Raw genomic sequence first — 23,058 nt, forward strand, 5'->3', positions numbered from 1 at the left:
TTATTTTTTCAAGGTACATCAAAATAAATTCTTGCCAATTTAATCAATTAACTCCTCAATATTTTTAGAATTCATAAAAGTGACCTGCTTAGGTTAGTGTATGAGAGTTGCCCCGGAGTTATTTCTTAACTTATGAGCATCAAGTCTAAACTAACACAAGGAATTATTTATGAAAAAACATTACGTTTTGTTATTGCTTTGCACGTGGTCGTACACAGCAATGGCGCAAACTATTCAAGGGTTTACTCCTCAAAGTGCACAGGAGCAGTTGGCTTTAGAAGCGCAATTTGATGCTAAGCTGAAAAAAGAAAATCTTGACGAATGGATGCAGTTTATGGCTGCAGAACCTCACTATGTAGGTACCGAATACGGTAAAAAGAATGCCGAATGGATGAAAGAACAGTTTGAATCCTGGGGATACGATGCTGAGATTGAAGAATATCAGGTATTGTTTCCGTATCCTAAGCTTCGACTTTTAGAGCTTACGGCTCCCACCACATTTAAAGCTGCGTTAGCACCAGAACCTATTGCCGAAGATAAATACACCCAGCAGGGAGAAGCCCTATTGCCCAGTTACAATGCCTTTTCTACAGATGGTGATGTGACTGCAGAGCTGGTATTTGTGAACTATGGCGTCCCTAAGGATTATGAAGAACTAGAAAAATTGGGAATTGATGTAAAGGGGAAGATAGTCATTGCTAAATATTACGGTTCGTGGCGCGGTATCAAACCAAAGCTCGCCGCCGAAAAAGGAGCGATAGGTTGTATCATTTATTCTGACCCCGCAGATGATGGTTATGTGCAAGGAGATGTGTATCCCGAAGGTGCTTTTAAGCCCGAAACCGGCGTACAACGCGGGAGTGTGATGGATATGCCCTTATACCCGGGAGATGTGTTAACACCGGGTTATGGAGCGACCAAAAATGCCAAGCGTCTCGACCGTAAAGATGCTCCTACCATTACCAAAATCCCGGTATTGCCTATTTCGTATGCCGATGCAAAACCCTTTCTGGAAGCCTTAGAAGGTCCGGTTGCGCCCGCTTCTTGGCGAGGAGGTTTACCGGTGACGTATCATATAGGTCCGGGACCGGCAAAAGTGCATTTAAAATTAGCGTTTGACTGGCAGTTGCAGCCGGCGTATAATGTTATTGCAAAACTTAAAGGAGCTACGTATCCAGACGAGTGGGTGATGCGTGGGAATCATCACGATGCCTGGGTTCATGGTGCCTCAGATCCTGTAAGCGGAATGGTCGCCTTGATGGAAGAAGCTCGTGCCGTAGGAGAATTGGCAAAAGCAGGAAAGAAGCCAAAACGTACGATCGTGTATTGTGCGTGGGATGCCGAAGAACCCGGCTTGATCGGTTCTACCGAATGGGTAGAAGATCATCAGGACCTACTTAAAGAAAAAGCTGTGGTATATATCAATACCGATGGGAATGGTCGCGGATTTTTAGGAGTGGGCGGCTCGCATACGCTGGAGACGATGGTTCAGGAAATCGCCAGCGATATCGAGGATCCGCAAACGGGAGTTTCACTTGTAGAACGTCGCGCTGCGGCCGCTAAAGTTTCTGGACGGGACAGTTCTTTTGGACTTTCGGCCTTAGGCTCAGGATCAGATTATACACCGTTTATTCAGCATACCGGGATCCCTTCCCTAAACCTTGGTTTTGGTGGTGAAAGTTCGGGTGGAGAATACCATACGATTTTTGATAGTTACACGCATTATACGCGCTTTAAAGATCCCGGTTTTGAATACGGAGTGACTTTAGCAAAAACTGCCGGACATATAACCTTACGCATGGCAAACGCCGATATTTTACCTTTTGAATTGAACGCGTGGTATAAAACGGTTTCAGAATATATGGATGAAGTTATTGAAACTACCAATTCCATGCGAAAGCAAGCTGAAAAGCAACAGCAACTGGTTGCAGAAAAAGCCTATGTGCTCGCCGCAGATCCTAAAGATAATTTGAAGGCTCCCACAGCAGAAAGCGATGTGCCTTACCTTGACTTCTCACCCCTGCAAAACGCTTTAGCTTCAGTAAAAGCAAGTGTTCAGGGATTTTCAAAAACCGATTTTACCAGCTTAAGTGCATCAAAACAGGAAATGGTAAACGCGAAGCTGAAAGATCTTGAAAAAGCTTTATTGAGCGACAGCGGATTGCCTAGACGTCCTTGGTTCAAACATCAAATTTACGCTCCGGGATTCTATACAGGTTATGGTGTCAAAACCTTACCCGGCGTGCGTGAAGCGATAGAACAAAAGAATTTTGAAGAGGCTCAAGAGCAAATTGAAAAGTTGGCAAAGACCTTTATTACTTTTAAGAGTAAACTTGACGAACTCGTAAAAATGGGATAAAAGGCTTCAAATAAACTAGTAATGGACCTCAGCTTTTAGCTGGGGTCTTTTATTACCTTAGTGTTAGAGAAACGATCGTGAAAGCCGTTTTTAGTAATTAAAAAAGAAATACGATCAAAAGGAATTAACCTGCATAGCGTACGCAAAGCAATAGTGCCTGCTCCCGGCTTTTTTCCATCTTTGGTCACTACCCTGGTGTTCGTGACATATTTACCAGCGGTTTTCTGAAAGAAGTATTCGGCAAGACCGTGATATAGCAAGAAGATAAGAATCACCATACCGTAACCAATGAATAGGAGAAAATCACTATTTGAGGTCACAAAAAATGAATCTAGTGATAAGCTACCTATGAGTACCAACAATACAAATACGATAAAGTCGATTAAAAAATTCACAAACCGCATCCATGTTGTGGTGACGTAATCCTGAATTTCCTGAACCGCGGTATTTTCTTGCGCTACTTTTTTAACCAAATGCGCCATACGCATTTTGTCAATTCCGCGGCGTTCGATTTCGGCTTCAGCAGCTTTTACGGTATGCGGTTCATAGTGATGCACCTGAACCGTAATGATTTTTACCAGCTCTTCATCAGAACTTTGTTTAAGATTGATTTGCGGGGTTTGATCTGAACTCATTTAATTGCTTAAAAAGGTCTTCAAAGGTGCAATAAATTTTTCAAAACGCTCAATGTGCGGCAGGTGACCGGTGTTGGAAATTTCAACCAATTGACTGTTAGGGATTTTCTGTTGTGTAGCTTTCCCTAATTTGTCATACAGCCCCATCGTTTTGCGCACTTCGTCACTTACCAGATTCTTGCCTAGCGCAGTACGATCTCGAGTACCGATGATGAGTAAGGTGGGAACACTTACTTTCTCAAACTCATAGACGACCGGTTGGGTAAACACCATTTCGTAGGTAAGCGCTGCATTCCAAGCGATGGTTTCATAATCAGAATTAAGCGTCCAGCCTGCTAACAGATTTACCCACTCATCATAAGAAGGATCCCAATTCCCGTCGTAATAACTTTCTAGTTGATAGTTTTTTATTGAAGAATAACTCTTTTTCAATTCGTTTTTATACCACCATTCAACCGGTTTGTAAGGTACTTTCAACTTCCAATCTTCGAGACCAATAGGATTTTCTAAGATCAGTTTTTCGGTAGTTTCAGGGAACATCAAAGCAAATCGGGTGGCGAGCATTCCGCCCATCGAATGTCCTAAGACTGCAGTTTTTTCAACACCAATACTGTCTAAAACAGCCTTAGTGTTCAACGCCAATTGCTGAAACGTATATTGAAAATAATCGGGCTTAGCCGATTTTCCAAATCCTATTTGATCGGGAACGATCACACGAAAACCTTCTGCGGTCAAGGCTTCAATTGTGGTGCTCCAATACGCACCGTTAAAGTTTTTACCGTGTAACAGCATGATGTTTTTCCCGTTGTAGTTCTTCGGTTTGACATCCATAAAAGCCATTTCGAGCGTTTGGTTTTGAGCGTGTACCTCAATAGTAGTCACTTCATAAGGATACTCATAATTTGCCAGTTGAAGGTCTAGGAGTTCTAACTGATCTTCTTGAGCTTGAAGAAAAAACATACCGAAACAACAAAGGAGGGAAAGCATCAATTCTTTCAAAATAGCGTATTTAAAGGTTATATTCAAGATTACTAAATCTGCTACCAGCACTCAACTCTTTAATAAATCTTTAAACTATAACGGGAGAGTTTTTATCTATCAGATTAAATCTAAATTTGTGATCTATGAAACAAGCCAGCATAAGTCGACGCAGTTCTCTCAAACTTTTTGCCCTTAGCGGAACCACAGTACTCGCTATGCCAAGCGTACTTTGGAGTGCTAAGAACGTTGTAAAACCCTTGCGTTTTGGGATCATTACAGATTCGCATTATGCAGATCGTGAACCGGCAGGAACGCGTTTTTACCGCGATGCTTTACCAAAAATGAAAGAAGCAATTGAAGCTTTAAATGAAGGACAACTGGATTTTTTAATTCATTTGGGAGATTTTAAAGATCAAGGGGCAGAAGCAAATCAGCAAGAGACTTTAAAGTATTTGCAGGAAATCGAGACTGTTTTTCAAACTTATAATGGTGATGGCTATCACGCATTGGGGAATCACGATGTAGACAGCATACGTAAAACCGACTTCTTAAATACTATCAAAAATACAGGACAGAAGCAGGCCAAAAGTTATTATTCATTTGAAACTTCAGCGTTTGTTTGTGTTGTGCTGGATGCAAATTATGATGCAGAAGGAACTGATCATTTTTATGCTGAAGGTGCCGACTGGGAAGACGCAAACATACCGCAGGAAGAGTTACGTTGGTTTAAGCAGACTTTGAGCCAAGCGCAAAAGCCTGTTTTAGTTTTTTGTCATCATCCGCTTTATCCCTTTTATAAAGAAGGTTCAAAGTTTCATGTTACCAATCATCAAGAAGTGCAGGAGGTTATGGAAGCTTCTCAAAAAGTGGTCGCATGTTTTCACGGACACGTACACAAGGAAGAGTTCAAAACGATAAAGGGAATTCACTACATCACCCAATTGGGAATGGTAGACTATGAGGGACTCGAGAACAATAGCTTTAGTATCGTAGAACTCGACGAAGCTCATTTAAAAATACAAGGCTTTAAACGGGCGTCAGATTATAAAACGCCGCTTAAATAGCGATGGTCGTAGTGTTGTAAATTTCTTTAAGCACAAAATAGCTTTCCAAAACGCCAATATTTTGAATTTTTGAGAGTTTGGTACGCACAAACTCGTGATATTCCTCTAGACTTTCTAAGTGGATTTTTAAGAAGAAATCTACTTTACCTGCCATATGATAACATTCTTGAACTTCTACCAACTCTTTGATCTGACGCTCAAAAGTGTCAATAAATCCTTCATTGTGATAGCGCAGCGAGACCATACAGATCGCGGTCACAGGTCTATTGAGCATTTTCTTGTCAAGCAAGGCTACATAGTTTTTAATATAGCCTTTTTGTTCTAAGCGTCGTACACGCTCATATACCGGAGAAGCTGTAAGGTGCAATTGCTCTGCAATTTCTTTGGTAGTCTTTTTAGCATTCTCTTGTAGAATTCTTAAAATTTTCAGGTCGGTTTCATCAAGTTTTTCGGTCATGACAGATAAAATTACTGAACGAATAATAATATATAGATCGTATCAGATAAAAATAGGTTTAAAGTTTGTTTCAACAGAATAAAACACTTAGTTTTTTCTATTTAACAGATAATTAAAAGGTTGTTTCTGTCTGTTTTCTAATTTTATATTGAAAAATTGATAGGATATGAGCACACCGAAAATATTGATTACCGGAGCTTTTGGTCAGCTGGGAACAGCTTTAACTGAAGCTTTAATATACAAATACGGAAGCGAAGCCGTTGTTGCAACCGATCTAAATATTCGGGACGAATTCAATTGCGAGACCTTAACGCTCGATGCGACTAATCTTGAAGCCATGGATAAGGTGGTACGCAATCATCATATTACTCAAATTTACCATTTGGCAGCGGTACTTTCAGCGAAGGGAGAACAGCAACCTTTAAAAACTTGGGATTTAAACAATACCACATTTTTTAATGTTTTAGAGGCTGCACGTTTGAATGACGTTCAGAAAGTATTTTTCCCAAGTTCGATTGCTGTTTTTGGTCCAGATGCTAGACAGGAACACGTAGCTCAGGATTTTGGTCTCAATCCGACTACCGTTTACGGTATTAGCAAAGTAGCCGGAGAGCACTGGGCACGATATTATAACGCAAAATATGATATGGATGTTCGTTGCCTGCGCTATCCCGGTTTAATTAGCTATCAGTCGTTACCCGGCGGCGGAACTACAGATTATGCTGTAGATATTTTTCATAAAGCCATTAATAATGAGGAATTTGTTTGTTATCTTAAGCCTGATACACAGCTTCCTATGCTCTATATGGACGACGCGATAGATGCTACCATTAGAATGATGGAAGCGTCAAAACGCGATATCAAGACCGTAGGTTATAACATTCAAGGAGTGAGTTTTTCCCCAGAAATTATCGCTGCAGAAATCAAGAAAACATTTCCTGCTTTTGAGGTGACCTATCAACCAGATTCCCGTCAACAAATTGCAGAAAGCTGGCCGATTTCTTTAGACGATACTTGTGCCAGAGAAGAGTGGGGTTGGGAGCCCAGTTACGATCTAAAGCGTATGACCGAAGAGATGATCTATCGTCTGGAGTTAAAAAAAAATAGAAACCTGAGCGTTTTCGCCTAAAAATAAAATCATGTTTACATCTGTAAGAGAAAGTATACAACACGAATTAGAAGAGATAAAAGAAGCTGGTCTTTATAAAGAAGAACGCATCATTACTACACCACAGCGTGCTGAAATCAATACGCAGCAGGGGAGTGAGGTGCTTAACTTTTGTGCTAATAACTACTTAGGACTTTCAGCACATCCTGACATCATTAATGCGGGAATTGAAGCCATTCAAAGTCACGGGTTTGGACTTTCTTCAGTGCGTTTTATCTGTGGGACTCAGGATATTCATAAAGAGTTAGAGCGTAAGACCGCTGAGTTTTTAGGGATGGAAGACTGTATCCTGTATGCTGCGGCATTTGATGCAAATGGAGGTGTTTTTGAACCTATTTTGACGAAAGAGGACGCGATCATTTCAGACGAATTGAATCACGCAAGTATCATAGACGGAATACGTTTGTGTAAAGCAGCGCGTCACCGTTATAAAAATAACGATATGGAAGCGCTTGAGGAAGAATTGAAAAAAGCTTCAGGAGCGCGTAGAAAATTGATTGTAACCGATGGGGTGTTCTCTATGGACGGTACCATCGCACAGCTGGATAAAATTTGTGATCTGGCAGAAAAATATGACGCAATGGTTATGGTAGACGATTGCCATGCCACAGGATTCATTGGTGAGAGCGGTAAAGGAACTCATGAGTATAATAAAGTAATGGGTCGCGTTGACATCATTACCGGTACTTATGGTAAAGCCCTTGGCGGAGCCTCGGGCGGTTTTACCGCAGCTCGCAAAGAGATTGTAGATATGTTGCGTCAAAAATCAAGACCTTATTTATTTTCTAACACACTGGCACCGGCAATCGCCGGAGCTTCGATCAAAGCCATCGATATGCTGAGCGAGTCTGGTGACTTGATCAAAAAAGTGCAGAATAATGCGAAGCGTTTTAGAAAAGAAATGACCGATGCCGGTTTTGACATCATCCCTGGAGAGCATCCTATTGTTCCTATTATGCTGTATGATGCAAAATTAGCTCAGGAATTTGCAGCTCGATTATTGGACGAAGGGATTTATGTAATTGCCTTTTTCTATCCGGTAGTACCTAAAGAAAAAGCACGTATTCGTGTACAGCTTTCTGCAGGACACGAGGACGAACATATCACAAAAGCTGTAGCTGCTTTTACTAAAGTAGGTAAAGCTTTGGATGTTATTTAAGATACAACAACACACTTTTGAAATAAAAAAACCTCACGTCAAAGGCGTGAGGTTTTTTTATTTTTAAGTCAATACTTTGATCTTATTTGGTCTTAACATCAACAGCATCCAGCTTCAGGTTTGCAATATTGTTCGTGTTGTCAAGCATTGCATTTGAGGTTTTTAACTTGATGTTTTCAAACGAAAAATTAGAAAGCTCATATTGGTCTGAGGTTTCAATATTAAAGCCCATTTCGCAAGAAAGTTTGATATTTCTCATGGTGATATTATTGGCTTGAGAAGTGATCATATCTTTTTCACCTTTAAGGTTGAAAAATTGTGTCCAGGGTTTAATTAAGATCATACTTCTCACACTTCCTTTTATGTCTTCAATAGTGATGTATTCATAATGCTGGGGAGTGTCAGGACGCATTTTGAGCCAAAAAATACGATGTGCAGTATCTACAGTACTTCTGCGGAAAATGATGTTGTAATTGTGAATAGATTCACTTCCGCAAGTCAATGCACTGTGGCAAAAACCATAGGTGTTGTCTTCGATGATAATATTTCTATTTTCACCATTGTCTGGATCTTCATCAGCGTGTGGACCTTTTCCGCCTTTTAAAGCTACAGCATCGTCATTAACGGCCATGTAACAATTTTTGATCAACATATTTTGGCAGGCATCAATATCTACCGCATCGGTACTTGGTGCTTTTACAGGTTCTTTAGGAGAAGTGATATGCAGGTTTAAAAGTTTGATGTATTCACTTTTGTAATAATGCGTTGTCCAGAAAGGAGAGTTCTTCAGTTTAATATCAGAAATCTGAACGTTTTTACAATGAGAAATGTAAACCAGACGTGGGCGCATTTCATCTTTATTAGTACAATCAGGATTCCATTCTCGTCTTAGCCAGAAAGCTTTCCAGTAGCGCAGACCGTTTCCATCTAAGGTTCCCTGACCAGAAATGGTAAAGCCGTCAATTCCATCAGCATTTACAAGAGCGGGAAAATACTTGCCGGTTTCCCCTTCAATACGCGTCACCACAACAGGGAAATCGCTGATATCGTCACTTCCTTTTAGAACTCCATTTTCTTCAAGATATAAGTGTGTGCCCTGTTTAAAGAAAAGAGCACCGCTTAGAAAAGTACCTTCGGGCACAATAATTACGCCTCCGCCTTGTGCGTAAGCAGTGTCAATAACTGCCTGGATTTTTTCAGTCTGAATGCGCGTACTGTCTTTGACTACACCATAATCGGTAAGTCTATACTGTTTGCCCAAGGTAGCAATATCGGTAGGTGTGGTGTCGTGAAACCATTCTGGAATAATACTTCCGTCAGGAAATTTATCCTGAGCAAAAGCACCTAATGGCAGCACTAGTGTTAAAATTAATAAAGTATTAAGCGTGTAACTCTGGAGTGATTTCATCATATTTTTTACAATTCGATAGCACTTAAAAGTATTCATATATATCGATATAGTAATCCTGCGGTGTCCTGCAACGTTCAATCTATTGTAAAGTCAAAGCGATACTACTAGGAGGCTTGATTTGATGTAGTTTACTAAAGGTAATTGAATTAAAAAAAGATGCGCCGTTCTCCTATTAAGAAGGAACGGCGCACATTTATGAGGAAAAAATTAAAGTTAGAGCTTGGTTGTCTTGGGTTGCGAAGACTCCCGTGCTACAAGTTTTCCTTCTAAGGTTAGATACTCTGGTTTTGTATCTTTTTCTTTTAGCTTTTTAAGCATGATGCGCATAAGCTGTTCGGCCATTTCTTTAATAGGCTGAGCAAAAGCACTTATGGTAGGCGAGTACATTTCAAAAAACCCGCTATCGTCAAAGCTAATAATCCCCAATTTATTGATGAGATTAGGGTCTATTTGATGAATGCCTTTTAGGCCGCTTTGCGATAGGTAGTTTGTGGCAAAGAATATAGCGTCTATGTCGTTATGCTCTTTGATAAAATCTTTAAGCTTTTCTCGAGATTCACTAACCGTCGTGGTATTAAATGGTAATTTGAGCGTGATTTCATTTAAACCGGCTTCTTCAATTGCAGCGCGATAACCCGCTTCCCGATCTTGCATTTGACCTTGATCGAGATCTACCGTAATGTAGGCGATATTTTTATAACCGGAATCAATGAGGTGTTTGGTTGATGTTTTTGCACCTTCGAAGTTATTGATGACTACATAATCGGTATTTAGCGAAGGTATTTTTCGGTCAAAAAGGATAACCGGGGTTTCGTGCTCCATCAGATGTTTAATATCATCTTCAATACCTAATGGCGGAACTATAATAAAACCATCAACTTGGCGCTCGTGAAAAAGATGAATGAGATCCTGAGTGCGTTTTAAATCGTTTTCGGTACTGCAAAAAAGTACGCGGTAATCATTTTTATAAGAAATGTCTTCAATGAGTCGTCCTACTTTTGAAAAGAAATGGTTGCTTATATCTTCAACCATAAAAACCAAAACCCGTGTACTTCCTGTACGCAGGCTTCGGGCAACAAGATTAGGTTTGTAATTGATCTCTTTTAGGTAAGCTTCTACCTTAGCAATAAGTTCTTTTGATATTTTTTTTTCTTCTCCCTTTCCGTTTAAAACAAACGAAACTGTAGTGGTAGAGACGTTTAAAACTTCTGCAATGTCCTTAAGAGAAGGTCTTTTTTTCTTCATAGATAAGCTGAGGTGATTATTTTAAATAAAATTACCCAAAATGCTGTAAATCTAGGGTATGGAATTTTTAAATGTGTATTTCACACTAAATCGATTCAGCAATAGCAATAGCTGCGCGCATTTGGCTAAATACACTTAGTGGTTTCAAACTTGTATAAAAATGGCGTCAATTCGCGCATTGATTTTTAGTAAGTGTGATGTCGCCGTTATAATTTAGATCTGAAGCATTTTTAAAAGCCATCATTTTCCCAGACGAAGTAACCTCGCCGAACCCTTCAATAAGTTGGTCGCCGTCAATCTTAAAAGCAACTTGACGTGTACTTTCAATTCCTTCAGAAATAAAGGTATAGGTGCCAAGAATAATATTTTGATCTATTGAGCCACTAAAGCTACCAGAATTTCGGTCTTTTTCTGCGTAATTATAAATAAGTGTTCCTTGTACTATGGGATCTACCCGGGTGACTTGAAAGGTAATGTTTGAATTTTCATCAGAATATCCATAGCAACCTACACTAATAGGAAAGTTTGAAGCAGGTGTTTTTGAAGTATTTTGTTTACAACTTATTAGTAGTGTGAAGGCTAGAGCGAGATAGAGGATTTTTCTCATGGTGTAGTTATTTATAAAGACAGTCAGCGTACAAAATCAGGAGGATTTCTACGTAAGGATGCGTCTTATGTAGAGACTAAATTTTTATGAAAAATACAAAGAATACTACGTTGTCCTCAATAAAATATTCAGTTTTAGATCTCGTGCCTATTGTAGAAGGCATCACTGCAAAAGAAGCTATTGCACGCAGTTTAGATTTAGCACAGCATGCAGAGCAATTTGGTTACCACAGGTTTTGGATTTCTGAGCATCACAATATGGAAAGTTTAGCCAGTGCATCCCCGGTAATTCTTATCAATCATGTAGCGCAGGGAACAGAACGTATTCGTGTGGGTTCTGGCGGAGTAATGCTTCCCAATCACGCACCATTAGTTGTAGCAGAGCAATTTGGGACGTTGGCCACAATTCACCCTAATCGTATTGATCTTGGTTTAGGCCGAGCGCCGGGAACCGATCAACGTACAGCGATGGCATTGCGAAGATATCAACAGGAAACGGTTCAAGATTTTCCTAATAATATCAATGAGTTGCAAATGTATCTTTCAGAAGAAAACAGTACTGAAGCCGTACGAGCAACACCGGGAGAAGGGCTTGATATTCCGTTGTATTTATTGGGTTCGAGTACTTTTAGCGCTCAGCTTGCCGGTAAAAAGGGGTTACCCTACGCCTTTGCAAGTCATTTTGCACCCACTCATTTGCACGATGCATTACGTTTATATCATCAAAACTTTCAACCTTCTGCCCAGTTAGATAAACCCTATACTATGGCTTGTCTCAATATCATCGCTGCAGATACAGATGAGGAGGCAGAATACCTCGCAACCAGCGCAAAGAAATTTATGCTGGGTGTGATCCGTAATACAAGAAAACCATTGCCACCACCGGTGCAAAGTATGGACGCAGAATGGAGCACTATGGAACGTATGCAGATCGAAAAAATGATGTATTACAGTTTTATAGGTTCTAAAGAAACTATTGCTGAAGGATTAAAAACCTTTGTTGAAGAGACACAGGTAAATGAAATTATTGTGATCGCCAATATTTATGATCAGGAGGCGCGTTTAAAGTCGTACAAACTGGTAAGCGAAGTTTTTGATGCTATAGAAGTACTGGTTTAAGCGGGATTAAATTTCATACAATTCCAGTGGTAACTGGTCTGGATCTTCAAAAAAGGTAAAGCGTTTTCCGGTAATTTCATCAACGCGAATGGCTTCTGTAGTAACGCCTTTTGCATTGAGCTCATCAATGGCTGATTCAATGTCGTTTACCGAAAATGCCAGATGACGCAGGCCTTGCGCTTCAGGGCGTGAAACCCGTTGCGGGGCATTAGGAAACGAGAATAACTCAATAATATAGTTGCCATTTAAAGCCAGATCAAGCTTGTATGATTTTCGTTCCTCGCGATAAGTTTCTTTAATGATCTCTAGGCCTAAAATTTCAGTATAAAAAGTTTTAGATGTAGGATAGTCTGAGCAAATGATTGCGATATGGTGGATGGTTTGAAGCATAAGATAAAATTACCAGAGACAGTCTTGAAAATCGGTAAGCATATGAAATAAAAGTCCGATGGCGATTACTCTGCATTTTGGAATAAAAAACAAGATACAATACCCGGCGATAGCCCAATAGGAGTGAAGCGGATGAAAATTGATACTGCACCTATCGGGATCAAATATAGGGCTGGCTAGCAAATGATCAAGGTCAACAAGCATGGTGGCGATCATAATTAACCAGGCTTTAATCCAATACTCAGGAAAAAATACCCGGGCAATTAACCCGGGTATAATAAAATGTAAGCTGTAATGTACAAGTGTTTGTAACAAACTAAAGCTTTACTTATTTAAACATTTCAAGCCCGGGAATGTCTGGCATACCCTCTTTTGCCACTGCAGCAAGCTCTTGATCGTAAGTTGCCTTAGCTCTTGAAAGCGCTTTATTCAAGGTTAGAATAAGATAATCTTCTAATTGCTCTTTGTCTTCAAGAAGCTCATCTTTAAAGTCTACTTTCTTGACTTGTCCTGCAACGCTCACGCTAACTTCTATAAGTCCGTCGCTGCTTTTTTCATCTATATAAACGCTTTCTAAGCGTTTTTTTGTGTCTTCGGCTTTTTGCTGGGCTTCTTTGATCTTGCCCATCATTCCCATCATATCTCCAAACATAGTTTCAATTTTTAATTAAGAGTTGTTTTGCAAATTTAGTGTGCTTAATCGAGCTTAAGAAATTTAAAAAAATCTCGTTGATTGTAGCGATTACTGCTATTTTTGCGTTCTGTATGAAAAATCAATTAGAAGCGCTAAACGCGTCGGTTTTACCACCGGATGCCAAGCAAATACCTCACGAATTAGAAAAGCACGGTGATATTCGTATTGACGAATATTACTGGATGAATGAACGGGATCATCCTGATGTTATCGCTTATCTCGAAGCAGAAAATGCCTATTACGAGCAAATGACTGCGCATACAAAACCGTTACAGCAAAGGCTTTTTGAAGAGATGAAGGCGCGCATTAAAGAAGATGACGCCAGCGTACCTTACAAATACAATGGATATTGGTATTACACGCGCTTTGAAACCGGTAAGAACTACCCGCTGTATTGCCGAAAAAAAGAAACGATGACTGCCCCAGAAGAGGTGATGTTTGATAATAATGAAATGGCTGAAGGCCATAGCTATTTCAAGCAAGCAGGTTATTCTGTTTCTGAAAATAACGAGATCGCTGTTTTTGGTATTGATACCGTAAGCCGAAGACAGTATGTGTTACAGTTCAAGAATTTAGTAACCGGCGAGCTTTACGATACTCGAATTGAAAATACAACCGGCAGAGCGATTTGGGCAGGAGATAATAAGACTATTTTTTATACGCGGAAAGATCCTCAAACGTTGCGTAGTAGTCAGATATTCAAACACGTTTTAGGGACTGATCCTTCAGAGGATGTTTTGGTTTTTGAAGAAGAAGATGAAACCTTTGACGTGGGCGTTTTTAAATCAAAGTCGAAGGAGTATATTTTTATAGGTGCTTCAAGTACGTTAACCACAGAATACCGTTTTACCGAAGCAAAAGGACCTGATTTTGGGTTTAAGGTGCTGCAAGAACGAACAAGAGGTTTGGAGTATAGTGTTTCGCATTTTAAGGGGCATTTTTACTTGGTTACCAATAAAGATGATGCGACCAACTTTAAGCTGATGAAAACTCCGGTTAGTCAAACTTCAGCAGATAATTGGGTTGATGTGATTCCGCATCGCGACGATACGCTTATAGAAGACGTAGAGATTTTTGAAGATTTTCTGGTTATCGAAGAACGCAATGACGGTTTGAACAAAATCAATATCAAGCGCTGGGATGGTACGGCAGATTATTATCTTCCATTTGATAGTGAGACTTATACTGCTTACAGTGGTATAAATCCCGACTTTGATACGCAGTATTTACGCTATGCGTTTAACTCACTTGATACGCCGCCCTCTGTAGTTTCTTTCAATATGATCACTAAGGAAAAGGAAGTGCTTAAAGAAGTTGAAGTTTTAGGAGGAAAATTTGATAAAGCCAATTACGAGTCTAAACGCATTTGGGCCACCGCCGAAGATGGTGTAAAGGTGCCTATTTCTTTAGTTTATAGAAAAGGAATAGAACTAGATGGAAGTAATCCGTTACTACAATATGCCTATGGAAGTTACGGGATCACCACAGATCCTTCATTTTCCACTTCTCGATTGAGTTTGCTTGATAATGGGTTTGTGTTTGCCATAGCCCATATTCGCGGCAGTGAGTATCTAGGAAGAAATTGGTACGAAGACGGGAAATTGCTTAAAAAGCGTAACACGTTTACCGATTTTATCGCCTGCTCAAAACATTTGATCTCAGAAGGCTATACCAGTGAGAAAAACCTTTATGCTTATGGTGGTTCTGCTGGTGGTTTACTTATGGGCGCAATCTTGAATATGGCTCCGCAGTTGTATAACGGTGTGATCGCAGCAGTACCTTTTGTAGATGTGGTTACTACTATGCTTGATGACTCGATCCCACTTACAACTTCAGAGTATGATGAATGGGGAAATCCTAATGATAAGGAGTACTATGATTATATGAAATCGTACTCGCCGTATGATCAGGTAACGGTGCAAAATTACCCTAATATCTTGGTTACTACTGGGTATCATGACAGCCAAGTACAGTATTGGGAGCCTGCGAAGTGGGTTGCACGTCTGAGAGATAAGAATACTGCAGACACAAAAATTTACTTTGAAACCAATATGGATGCAGGTCATGGCGGGGCTTCAGGACGTTTTGAAGCCTTAAAAGAGACTGCTAAAGATTATGCCTTTTTAATTGATTTAGCAGGAAAAGCCAACTAAATCCAAATATTTCCCGTAAATTTGCAAGGTTTTAAATAACGGTTTTAGGAAATACTAAACGAGTACTCGAAACGATAATTCTTCTATGAAAGAACACCTTAACGTTTATAATGACGTCCTTCAGCTGGTAGGAAATACGCCCTTAGTACGACTTAACAGAATTACAAAAGACCTGCCAGGGTCTTATTTTGCAAAGGTTGAGGCGTTCAATCCGGGAAATTCTTCAAAAGACCGAATCGCGCTTTACATCATCGAAGACGCAGAGCGCAAAGGAATCTTAAAACCGGGTGATACCATTATAGAAACTACATCAGGTAATACAGGTTTTAGTATTGCTATGGTGAGTATAATTAAAGGTTATAAATGTATTTTAGCCGTTAGTTCTAAATCTTCAAAAGATAAAATCGACGCGCTACGAGCAATGGGCGCAAAGGTTTATGTGTGCCCTGCAAATGTGAGCGCAGACGATCCTCGATCTTATTACCAAGTGGCCAAGCGTATACATAGCGAGACCAAAGGTTCAGTTTATATCAATCAATACTTTAATCAATTAAATGCAGATGCGCATTATGCATCTTCCGGTCCTGAAATTTGGAAACAAACCGAAGGTAAGATCACGCATTTAGTTGCTTGTAGTGGAACCGGAGGGACAATTTCGGGAACCGCTAAATATTTAAAAGAAAAGAATCCAAATATTAGAATTCTTGGTATAGACGCTTACGGAAGTGTGCTAAAGAAATACCACGAGACTCAGGAATTTGATAAAAACGAAATTTACCCATATCGTATAGAAGGTCTTGGTAAAAACCTGATCCCAACAGCTACCAATTTTGATGTGATAGACTACTTTGAGAAAGTTTCTGACGAAGATAGTGCACATACCGCACGTAGGATTGCAAAAACTGAAGGTCTGTTTGTGGGGTATACCAGTGGCGCAGCAGTGCAAGGAACGATCCAAATGGCAGAACAAGGGGAGTTTGATCAAGATTCTAAAGTGGTAATTATGTTTCCTGATCACGGCCGAAGCTATATGAGTAAAATCTATAGTGACGACTGGATGAATGAGCAAGGATTCTTTGACAGTCAAAACGAATTTGCAGCACAAAAAATAGAATTTATTAAATAGTACTTTTAAATTGTAGAAGTACAATAGAATTGAATAATCCTAAATTGGTAAGAAATTAGAATGAATAACAAAAAGTATGAGTAGAAGCTTTTTGTTGGAATATTGATGTATGAAAGACTTATTTGACAAAATTTATAAGGACAAAGGTCCTTTAGGAAAATGGGCAGCACAGGCAGAAGGATATTTTGTTTTCCCTAAGTTAGAAGGGCCTATTTCAAACCGTATGAAATTTCAAGGTAAAGACGTTATTACCTGGAGTGTAAATGATTATTTAGGACTTGCAAATAACGAAGAAGTTCGTAAAGTAGATGCAGAAGCTGCCGCACAATACGGTTCAGCATATCCAATGGGTGCGCGTATGATGAGTGGGCATACTTCATTACACGAGCAATTGCAGGATGAACTTGCAGCGTTCGTTAAAAAAGAAGCAGCTTACTTGTTAAACTTTGGTTACCAAGGGATGGTCTCTACGGTAGACGCATTGGTAGCAAAAGATGATATTATTGTATATGATGTAGATGCGCACGCGTGTATTATTGACGGCGTACGTTTACATATGGGTAAGCGTTTTACCTACAAGCACAATGATATTGAAAGTATCGAGAAAAACTTACAGCGTGCAACAAAACTTGCGGAGCAAACCGGAGGCGGAATCCTTTTGATCTCAGAAGGTGTATTTGGAATGCGTGGAGAGCAAGGGCGCTTAAAGGAAATCGTAGCGCTTAAAGAAAAGTACAACTTTAGACTTTTTGTCGACGATGCGCACGGTTTTGGTACCTTAGGAGCTACCGGAGCTGGAGCAGGAGAAGAGCAAGGAGTACAAGATGGTATCGATGTATATTTTGCAACTTTTGCAAAGTCAATGGCAAGTACTGGAGCTTTTATTGCAGCAGATCAAGAAATTATAGATTACCTAAAATACAACCTAAGATCACAGATGTTTGCTAAGTCATTGCAAATGCAGTTGGTTGTGGGGGCGTTAAAGCGTCTAGATATGCTGCGTTCTATGCCAGAGCTTCGATCAAAACTTTGGGAGAATGTAGATGCGCTTCAAAATGGTCTTAAAGCACGTGGCTTTGATATTGGTACGACACAAAGTTGTGTTACGCCGGTATATTTAAAAGGAAGTATTCCTGAAGCGATGGCGCTTGTAAAGGACTTGCGTGAAAACCACGGCATTTTCTGTTCTATTGTGGTATATCCTGTAATCCCAAAAGGGTTGATTCTTCTAAGATTAATACCTACAGCATCTCATACCTTACAAGATGTTGAAGAAACGCTTGATGCATTTTCAGCAATTAGAGAGCGTTTAGAAAACGGAACTTATAAAAGATTGTCTGCAGGTGTTCAAGCTTCAATGGAAGCATAATTCACCAAGGATAACAAAATGAGGAGCCTGATTTCGAAAGAAATCAGGCTTTTTTTATGTCTTTTTTTAGAATTCATCCTAAATAAGAAGCCCAATTCTCTCCCTTTTTGAATTGCGGATTTCTCACTCTTCAAGAGCGTTCGTTAGACAATATATCAGGTATTGTGCAAATCGAAGTGATTCTTCGCTTGATAGATTTAAATCTATAAAAATGCTGTAATGTCGTTTAGGGTGTACTAGGGTTCCTTTATGCGAATTGCGACGTTATTAACCTATTCACAGATGTTATATGTCGAAATAGTTTCTTTTAACACAAATTTATAGACACCTTTAAGTTGTATTAAGTTTTTCATAACAATTAATTAACTCAAAATTCAACAAACATGAATGTGAAGGTAAAGTACATACTTGGGTTTGTTACACTGCTCTTTATGCAAGGCGTGGTGGCGCAAACCATTACCGGTAAGGTAACAGATAATACCGGCATGCCCCTACCCGGAGCAAATGTCATTGAAAAAGGAACGAGCAACGGTGCCTCAACAGACTTTGATGGTAACTACACTCTTGACTTAACAACTTCAGATGCGGTTCTTACATTTTCTTCTTTAGGTTTTACTTCTCAAGAAATTACTGTTGGAGATCAAACCGTTATTGATGTTCAATTACAAGAAGATGAGCAACAACTTGGTGAGGTCGTTGTAACAGCTTTAGGTATTAAACGAGAAAAGAAAGCGATCACGTATTCTGCGCAAAACGTAGAAGTTGATGAAGTTTCTGAAGCACGCTCGTTAAACGTTGCAAACTCGTTATCGGGTAAGGTTGCAGGTCTTAACTTTTCTACAACCTCAAACGGTGTAGGTAGTGCCTCAAGAATTACCTTACGTGGTAACAGATCGCTTACCGGGAATAACCAACCGCTCTATGTAGTAGATGGTGTGCCTATTAGTAATGGATCAGGAAACCGTAATTCTGATATAGATACGGGAGGTACAACACAACCAGACGGAATTTCAAACATCAACCCTGATGATATCGCAAGCATCAGTGTTTTGAAAGGTCCTTCTGCAGCCGCACTTTACGGTACACGTGCAAGTAATGGTGTGATTGTAATTACAACAAAATCAGGAAACGGAGCACAAGGAACAAGTATTACAGTTTCTTCAAACTTTATGGCATCTTCGGCATATAACTTATTGAACTTACAAAATGAGTATGGTCAAGGTACAAACGGAGTTTATGTTCCTAATTCAAGCTCTAGCTGGGGTGGTAGACTTGATGGAAGTCAGGTAGAAGCTTGGCAACTTGTAAGAAACCCTGACTATGATGGTCCAGCTACATACGCTTATTCTCCACAACCGGATAACGTAATTGATTTTTATCAAACAGGTTATAATCTTGCAAATAGCCTTTCTATTACTACAGGAAGTGATAAAACACAGGCATATTTCTCATATACCAATACTACTGCTGAAGGTATCGTAGGAGGAAACAAATTGAACAGACATAACGCAAACTTGCGTTTAAACAGTCAGCTTACAGATAGATTGTCTGTTGATGTTAAAACCAATTACATCGTTCAGGATATAGATAACTTATTGCGAACAGGTGAGGAGTCTATTGGTACATCAGCTTACTTATTACCACGTAGTATTGCACACAGTCAATATCGTGATTTTGAATATTATGATGCTGAAGGGCAATTACAAACAAACTACTTTAGAGATGAGGTAGGTGCGCCAGGTGGTAACCCATATTGGTCTGCACTTAGAAATGATGCTCGTACAGATAGAAGAAACCGTTTTATAGGTTTGGCTTCATTAAAGTATCAGTTTACCGATCATTTAAGTTTACAAGTGCGTACCGGTATCGATGATATGACAAATAAAACGTTTAGAAATCGCTATGCGACTAACGCGTTCAATAACAACTTAGGTGCTTACAGCGAATACTACGAGACTGTAAGAGAGATCAACAGTGACGCATTATTAGCGTATGAAAATAAATTTGGTGACTTCAGTTTAAATGTAAATGCAGGTGCAAACATGCTGAAGCAAACCAGTGCTTCTCTTACTTCTGGAGGTGTATTGAGCTTACGTAACTTCTTTGCTTTAGCTAACGTAGAAACTATTGGTTCATCTTCAACAAAGAGAGAAAAAGAGATTAATTCTGTTTACGGTTTTGCTCAGTTAGGTTACCAAAACAAATTATTCTTAGATGTTACTGCTAGAAATGACTGGTCTTCTACATTACCAGAAGAAAACCGTTCATTCTTCTATCCTTCTGTAGGTCTTTCTGGTATCATTTCAGAAATGGTAGAATTACCAGAATTTTTCACCTATGCAAAAGTGAGAGCTTCTTACGCAGAGGTAGGTAATGATACAGATCCTTATCAGTTAAGTCCACAGCTTTCTTACATCGGTGGTAACGGCGGTATGCTTTATGCGCAAACTACAGCAGCAAACCCTAACTTGATGCCAGAGATTTCAAATTCGGTTGAATTTGGTGCAGATGTACGTTTCTTAAGCAATAGATTAGGAGTTGATTTCACGTATTTCAAAACAAATACCAAGAATCAAATCTTCAGCATCAATACTCCAGAGTCTTCAGGATATTCTAATGCCATCGTGAATGGAGGAGAAGTACAAAACAGTGGTATAGAAGTATCGCTTACTGCAACTCCGGTAGAAACTGAAAACTTCTCTTGGGATATTTTAGCAAACTATGCTTCATATGATTCAGAGATCGTTTCGATCTTTGAAGGAAGAGACGAACTTGTTTTAGGTCAAGGACGTTTAGTAAGAAGTAAAGTTGTTGTTGGTGGTCAATATGGTGACTTATACGTGCAAGGTTTCCAAAGAAACGATGCAGGAGAAGTTATCGTTAATGAAGCGGGTATTCCGTTAGCAACAAATAGTTTTGATGTTTATGGTGGTAACTTTAACCCAGATTGGACCGGTGGTCTTAAGAACAACTTTAGATACAAAGATTTCTCTTTAAGCTTCTTGATCGATATGCGTATAGGTGGTGATGTGATCTCATATACTCAAGCTAGACAAGCAGGTTTAGGGGTAAATGAAATGACTCTTGCAGGTCGTGAAAATGGTTTTGTTGTAGATGGTGTTGTAGACAATGGTGATGGTACATACTCACAAAACACGACAAATATTACAGCAGAACAGTACTGGACCGCTATAGGACAGCGTACTCCGGTAGCAGAGCCGTTTATTTTTGATGCAACAAATATTCGTTTAAGAGAATTGGTTTTAGGTTATGCAATGCCACAGCGTTTATTAGAGAACTCACCTTTCAAAAGTGTAAATATCTCTTTAGTAGGTCGTAACTTATTCTTTATTCTTAACGAAGCAGAATATTTTGATCCTGAGCAAGGAGCAGGTACCGGTAACCTTCAAGGTATAGAGTCTTTTAACATCCCTTCTACAAGAGATTATGGGGTTAGTGTGAAATTTGGATTTTAAAAAATAGCAAAATGAAAAAATACTTAAATATAAAAACAACAGCTGTTTCGCTTATGGTCGCATTGGCTATTGGGTGTACAGATGATTTTGACGAGATAAATACAAACGATAATACCCTAACAACAGATCAGCTTGACGCGAGTCTTGCAGGGCCTGCATTTGCTTCGGCACAGTATGCTGGGACCCACAATGGTTCATATTCTTCTCCGGGAGTTGATGATCAGGGAACTTGGGGTATCGCGACAGGAATTATTTCTTCAACCTTCGTACAGTATATGAATACTGGTTTTAGTACCGAAAGAAATGCTTTTGGAGGCTTTGAATCACGTGGATGGTTGAGATTTTACACCGTAGCAGTACCAGCATTGCAAAATGCAATGTTAGCAACTGAAGGTGACGATGAAGCGCAGGCAATTCTAAAAATCTGGAAGGTATTTATGTACAACCAGATGACAGATCATTACGGTCCTATTCCTTATACTGAAGCAGGTTCTGGAGCAGAAAGCGTAGCCTATGATTCTCAAAGTGAAATCTATGATGACTTTTTTGTTCTTCTAGATGAAGCAGACGCTGTATTGAGTTCAACTTCTGAGTCTACAGCCGGACTTTTTCAAACTTCAGACCGTATCTATAATGGAGATATTGAAAACTGGAGAACTTTTGGAAACAGTTTACGTTTAAGACTTGCTTTAAGAATTTCTGATGTAGATCCTCAAAGAGCACAAACACAAGCAGAATTGGCTGTAGCCAACGGAGTTATGGAAAGTAATGACGAGAGCGCATATTTTGCAACAAGTGATATTACTCCTAACAACTTAAATATGATTGTTAACAGCTGGGGGTATTATATGACTGCTTCTATGGAAAGTATTTTAAAGGGATACGATGATCCACGAATGGAAGTTTGGTTTGCACCTACTGAAGATGGAGAGTTTAGAGGTCAGCCTGCAGGAGGTTTAAATGACCAGTTTGGTACTACTGAATTCTCAGCATTTAACGATGATGTTTTAGGTAATGACTACAGAGAAACTAAACCTATCGAAATTTTAATGGCTGCTGAATGTTACTTAAACAGAGCAGAAGGAGCATTAAATGGATGGAATATGAACGGAAACGCAGAAAGCTTCTACGAGAGCGGTATCCGTTTATCTATGAACCAATGGAATATTACAGATTCTGCTGCGATTGATTCTTACATCGCAGGAAATTCTACTCCGGTTGTACCAGTAATTACAGAGTTATATCCTGATCTTGATCTGTATGACACACCTGTTGATCTACCGGTAAGCTGGTCTGCAAATGAAGCAGAACAACGCACGCAGATCGCTGTACAAAAATATCTTGCACTTTTCCCTGAATCTTGGGAAACCTGGGCAGATTTAAGAAGAACAGATGAGCAAGTGATCTATCCTCTTCTTTATACAGATAATCCTGATGCAGGAGTAGGTACATCATTGATGAAACGTGTGATCTATGTAACTAATGAGATCTCTTCAAACGGAGAAGCAGTTACTGAAGCGATCAACCTACTTGGAGGTCCTGATACCGGTGGTACCAGACTTTGGTGGGATGTGAATTAAGCATTCAATACTTAATATTGATATTTAAAAAAGCCCCGGATATTCATCCGGGGCTTTTCTATTTTT

19 protein-coding genes are annotated in these 23,058 nt (G+C 39.5%); 10 read left to right on the plus strand and 9 right to left on the minus strand.

The features are described from left to right. The first annotated feature begins 169 nt into the window (after window positions 1-169). Complete coding sequence (locus WA338_RS06825; RefSeq protein WP_272985917.1) at window positions 170-2,359, plus strand: M28 family metallopeptidase; 2,190 nt, start codon at window positions 170-172, stop codon at window positions 2,357-2,359. 35 nt (window positions 2,360-2,394) lie between these two features. Here the strand turns inward: WA338_RS06825 and WA338_RS06830 are convergent, their stop codons facing one another. Next, window positions 2,395-2,994: an RDD family protein gene (locus WA338_RS06830; RefSeq protein WP_272985916.1), complete on the minus strand. Its 600-nt coding sequence runs from the start codon at window positions 2,992-2,994 to the stop codon at window positions 2,395-2,397. Continuing rightward, entirely contained in the window at window positions 2,995-3,954 is a 960-nt protein-coding gene (locus WA338_RS06835) for an alpha/beta fold hydrolase (protein WP_272985915.1), read from the minus strand. It lies immediately after the preceding gene. A 164-nt stretch (window positions 3,955-4,118) separates the two neighbouring features. Here WA338_RS06835 and WA338_RS06840 point away from each other — a divergent pair, with 164 nt between their 5' ends. After that, complete coding sequence (locus WA338_RS06840) at window positions 4,119-5,039, plus strand: metallophosphoesterase family protein (RefSeq protein ID WP_009780746.1); 921 nt, start codon at window positions 4,119-4,121, stop codon at window positions 5,037-5,039. Here the strand turns inward: WA338_RS06840 and WA338_RS06845 are convergent. After that, complete coding sequence (locus WA338_RS06845) at window positions 5,032-5,496, minus strand: Lrp/AsnC family transcriptional regulator (RefSeq protein WP_009780745.1); 465 nt, start codon at window positions 5,494-5,496, stop codon at window positions 5,032-5,034. The two genes, WA338_RS06840 and WA338_RS06845, sit on opposite strands and share 8 nt — an antisense overlap. A 166-nt stretch (window positions 5,497-5,662) precedes the next feature. Here WA338_RS06845 and WA338_RS06850 point away from each other — a divergent pair, with 166 nt between their 5' ends. Together WA338_RS06850 and kbl are read left to right on the plus strand one after the other, a co-directional pair. Further along, window positions 5,663-6,625 carry an NAD-dependent epimerase/dehydratase family protein gene (locus WA338_RS06850; protein ID WP_009780744.1) on the plus strand — a complete coding sequence of 321 codons (963 nt, stop codon included), beginning with the start codon at window positions 5,663-5,665 and terminating at the stop codon, window positions 6,623-6,625. A 10-nt stretch (window positions 6,626-6,635) separates the two neighbouring features. Continuing rightward, window positions 6,636-7,823 (plus strand): glycine C-acetyltransferase, encoded by a 1,188-nt coding sequence (gene kbl / locus WA338_RS06855; protein ID WP_272985914.1) that lies wholly within the window; start codon window positions 6,636-6,638, stop codon window positions 7,821-7,823. Window positions 7,824-7,905: 82 nt separating this feature from the next. Here kbl and WA338_RS06860 read toward each other — a convergent pair whose 3' ends face one another. The 3 genes from WA338_RS06860 to WA338_RS06870 form a co-directional block, all read right to left on the minus strand. Next, a complete protein-coding gene (locus tag WA338_RS06860; protein ID WP_272985913.1) occupies window positions 7,906-9,234 on the minus strand; it encodes a rhamnogalacturonidase in 1,329 nt (442 codons plus the stop codon). A 213-nt stretch (window positions 9,235-9,447) separates the two neighbouring features. Further along, window positions 9,448-10,479, minus strand: coding sequence for a LacI family DNA-binding transcriptional regulator (locus tag WA338_RS06865; protein ID WP_272985912.1), 1,032 nt, complete (start codon window positions 10,477-10,479; stop codon window positions 9,448-9,450). 166 nt (window positions 10,480-10,645) lie between these two features. Beyond that, window positions 10,646-11,086 carry a hypothetical protein gene (locus WA338_RS06870; protein ID WP_272985911.1) on the minus strand — a complete coding sequence of 147 codons (441 nt, stop codon included), beginning with the start codon at window positions 11,084-11,086 and terminating at the stop codon, window positions 10,646-10,648. 86 nt (window positions 11,087-11,172) lie between these two features. Between WA338_RS06870 and WA338_RS06875 the strand changes: the two genes are divergently transcribed. Continuing rightward, the gene (locus tag WA338_RS06875; RefSeq protein WP_272985910.1) at window positions 11,173-12,204 is read left to right on the plus strand and encodes an LLM class flavin-dependent oxidoreductase; all 1,032 of its coding nucleotides are present in this window, start codon (window positions 11,173-11,175) and stop codon (window positions 12,202-12,204) included. Between the two features lie 6 nt (window positions 12,205-12,210). Here the strand turns inward: WA338_RS06875 and gloA2 are convergent, their stop codons facing one another. From gloA2 to WA338_RS06890, 3 genes are read right to left on the minus strand one after another with little or no spacing between them, the layout of a single operon-like run. Beyond that, entirely contained in the window at window positions 12,211-12,594 is a 384-nt protein-coding gene (gene gloA2 / locus WA338_RS06880) for an SMU1112c/YaeR family gloxylase I-like metalloprotein (RefSeq protein WP_272985909.1), read from the minus strand. Window positions 12,595-12,603: 9 nt separating this feature from the next. Next, entirely contained in the window at window positions 12,604-12,909 is a 306-nt protein-coding gene (locus WA338_RS06885; protein ID WP_272985908.1) for a DUF6122 family protein, read from the minus strand. A 13-nt stretch (window positions 12,910-12,922) separates the two neighbouring features. Next, window positions 12,923-13,246 carry a YbaB/EbfC family nucleoid-associated protein gene (locus WA338_RS06890; protein WP_272985907.1) on the minus strand — a complete coding sequence of 108 codons (324 nt, stop codon included), beginning with the start codon at window positions 13,244-13,246 and terminating at the stop codon, window positions 12,923-12,925. 113 nt (window positions 13,247-13,359) lie between these two features. Here WA338_RS06890 and WA338_RS06895 point away from each other — a divergent pair, with 113 nt between their 5' ends. The 5 genes from WA338_RS06895 to WA338_RS06915 all read left to right on the plus strand — a co-directional run bounded on the left by WA338_RS06895 (window position 13,360) and on the right by WA338_RS06915 (window position 22,992). Continuing rightward, window positions 13,360-15,441: a S9 family peptidase gene (locus WA338_RS06895; RefSeq protein WP_272985906.1), complete on the plus strand. Its 2,082-nt coding sequence runs from the start codon at window positions 13,360-13,362 to the stop codon at window positions 15,439-15,441. An 85-nt stretch (window positions 15,442-15,526) separates the two neighbouring features. Next, window positions 15,527-16,567 carry a PLP-dependent cysteine synthase family protein gene (locus tag WA338_RS06900; RefSeq protein ID WP_272985905.1) on the plus strand — a complete coding sequence of 347 codons (1,041 nt, stop codon included), beginning with the start codon at window positions 15,527-15,529 and terminating at the stop codon, window positions 16,565-16,567. A gap of 109 nt (window positions 16,568-16,676) precedes the next feature. Then, window positions 16,677-17,936 carry an aminotransferase class I/II-fold pyridoxal phosphate-dependent enzyme gene (locus tag WA338_RS06905; protein WP_009780733.1) on the plus strand — a complete coding sequence of 420 codons (1,260 nt, stop codon included), beginning with the start codon at window positions 16,677-16,679 and terminating at the stop codon, window positions 17,934-17,936. Window positions 17,937-18,319: 383 nt separating this feature from the next. Beyond that, window positions 18,320-21,412: a SusC/RagA family TonB-linked outer membrane protein gene (locus tag WA338_RS06910; RefSeq protein WP_272985904.1), complete on the plus strand. Its 3,093-nt coding sequence runs from the start codon at window positions 18,320-18,322 to the stop codon at window positions 21,410-21,412. An 11-nt stretch (window positions 21,413-21,423) separates the two neighbouring features. After that, window positions 21,424-22,992, plus strand: coding sequence for a SusD/RagB family nutrient-binding outer membrane lipoprotein (locus tag WA338_RS06915; protein ID WP_272985903.1), 1,569 nt, complete (start codon window positions 21,424-21,426; stop codon window positions 22,990-22,992). The last annotated feature ends 66 nt before the right edge of the window (window positions 22,993-23,058 follow it).

Source organism: Leeuwenhoekiella sp. CH_XMU1409-2, from assembly GCF_037029365.1.
Lineage (GTDB): Bacteria > Bacteroidota > Bacteroidia > Flavobacteriales > Flavobacteriaceae > Leeuwenhoekiella > Leeuwenhoekiella blandensis.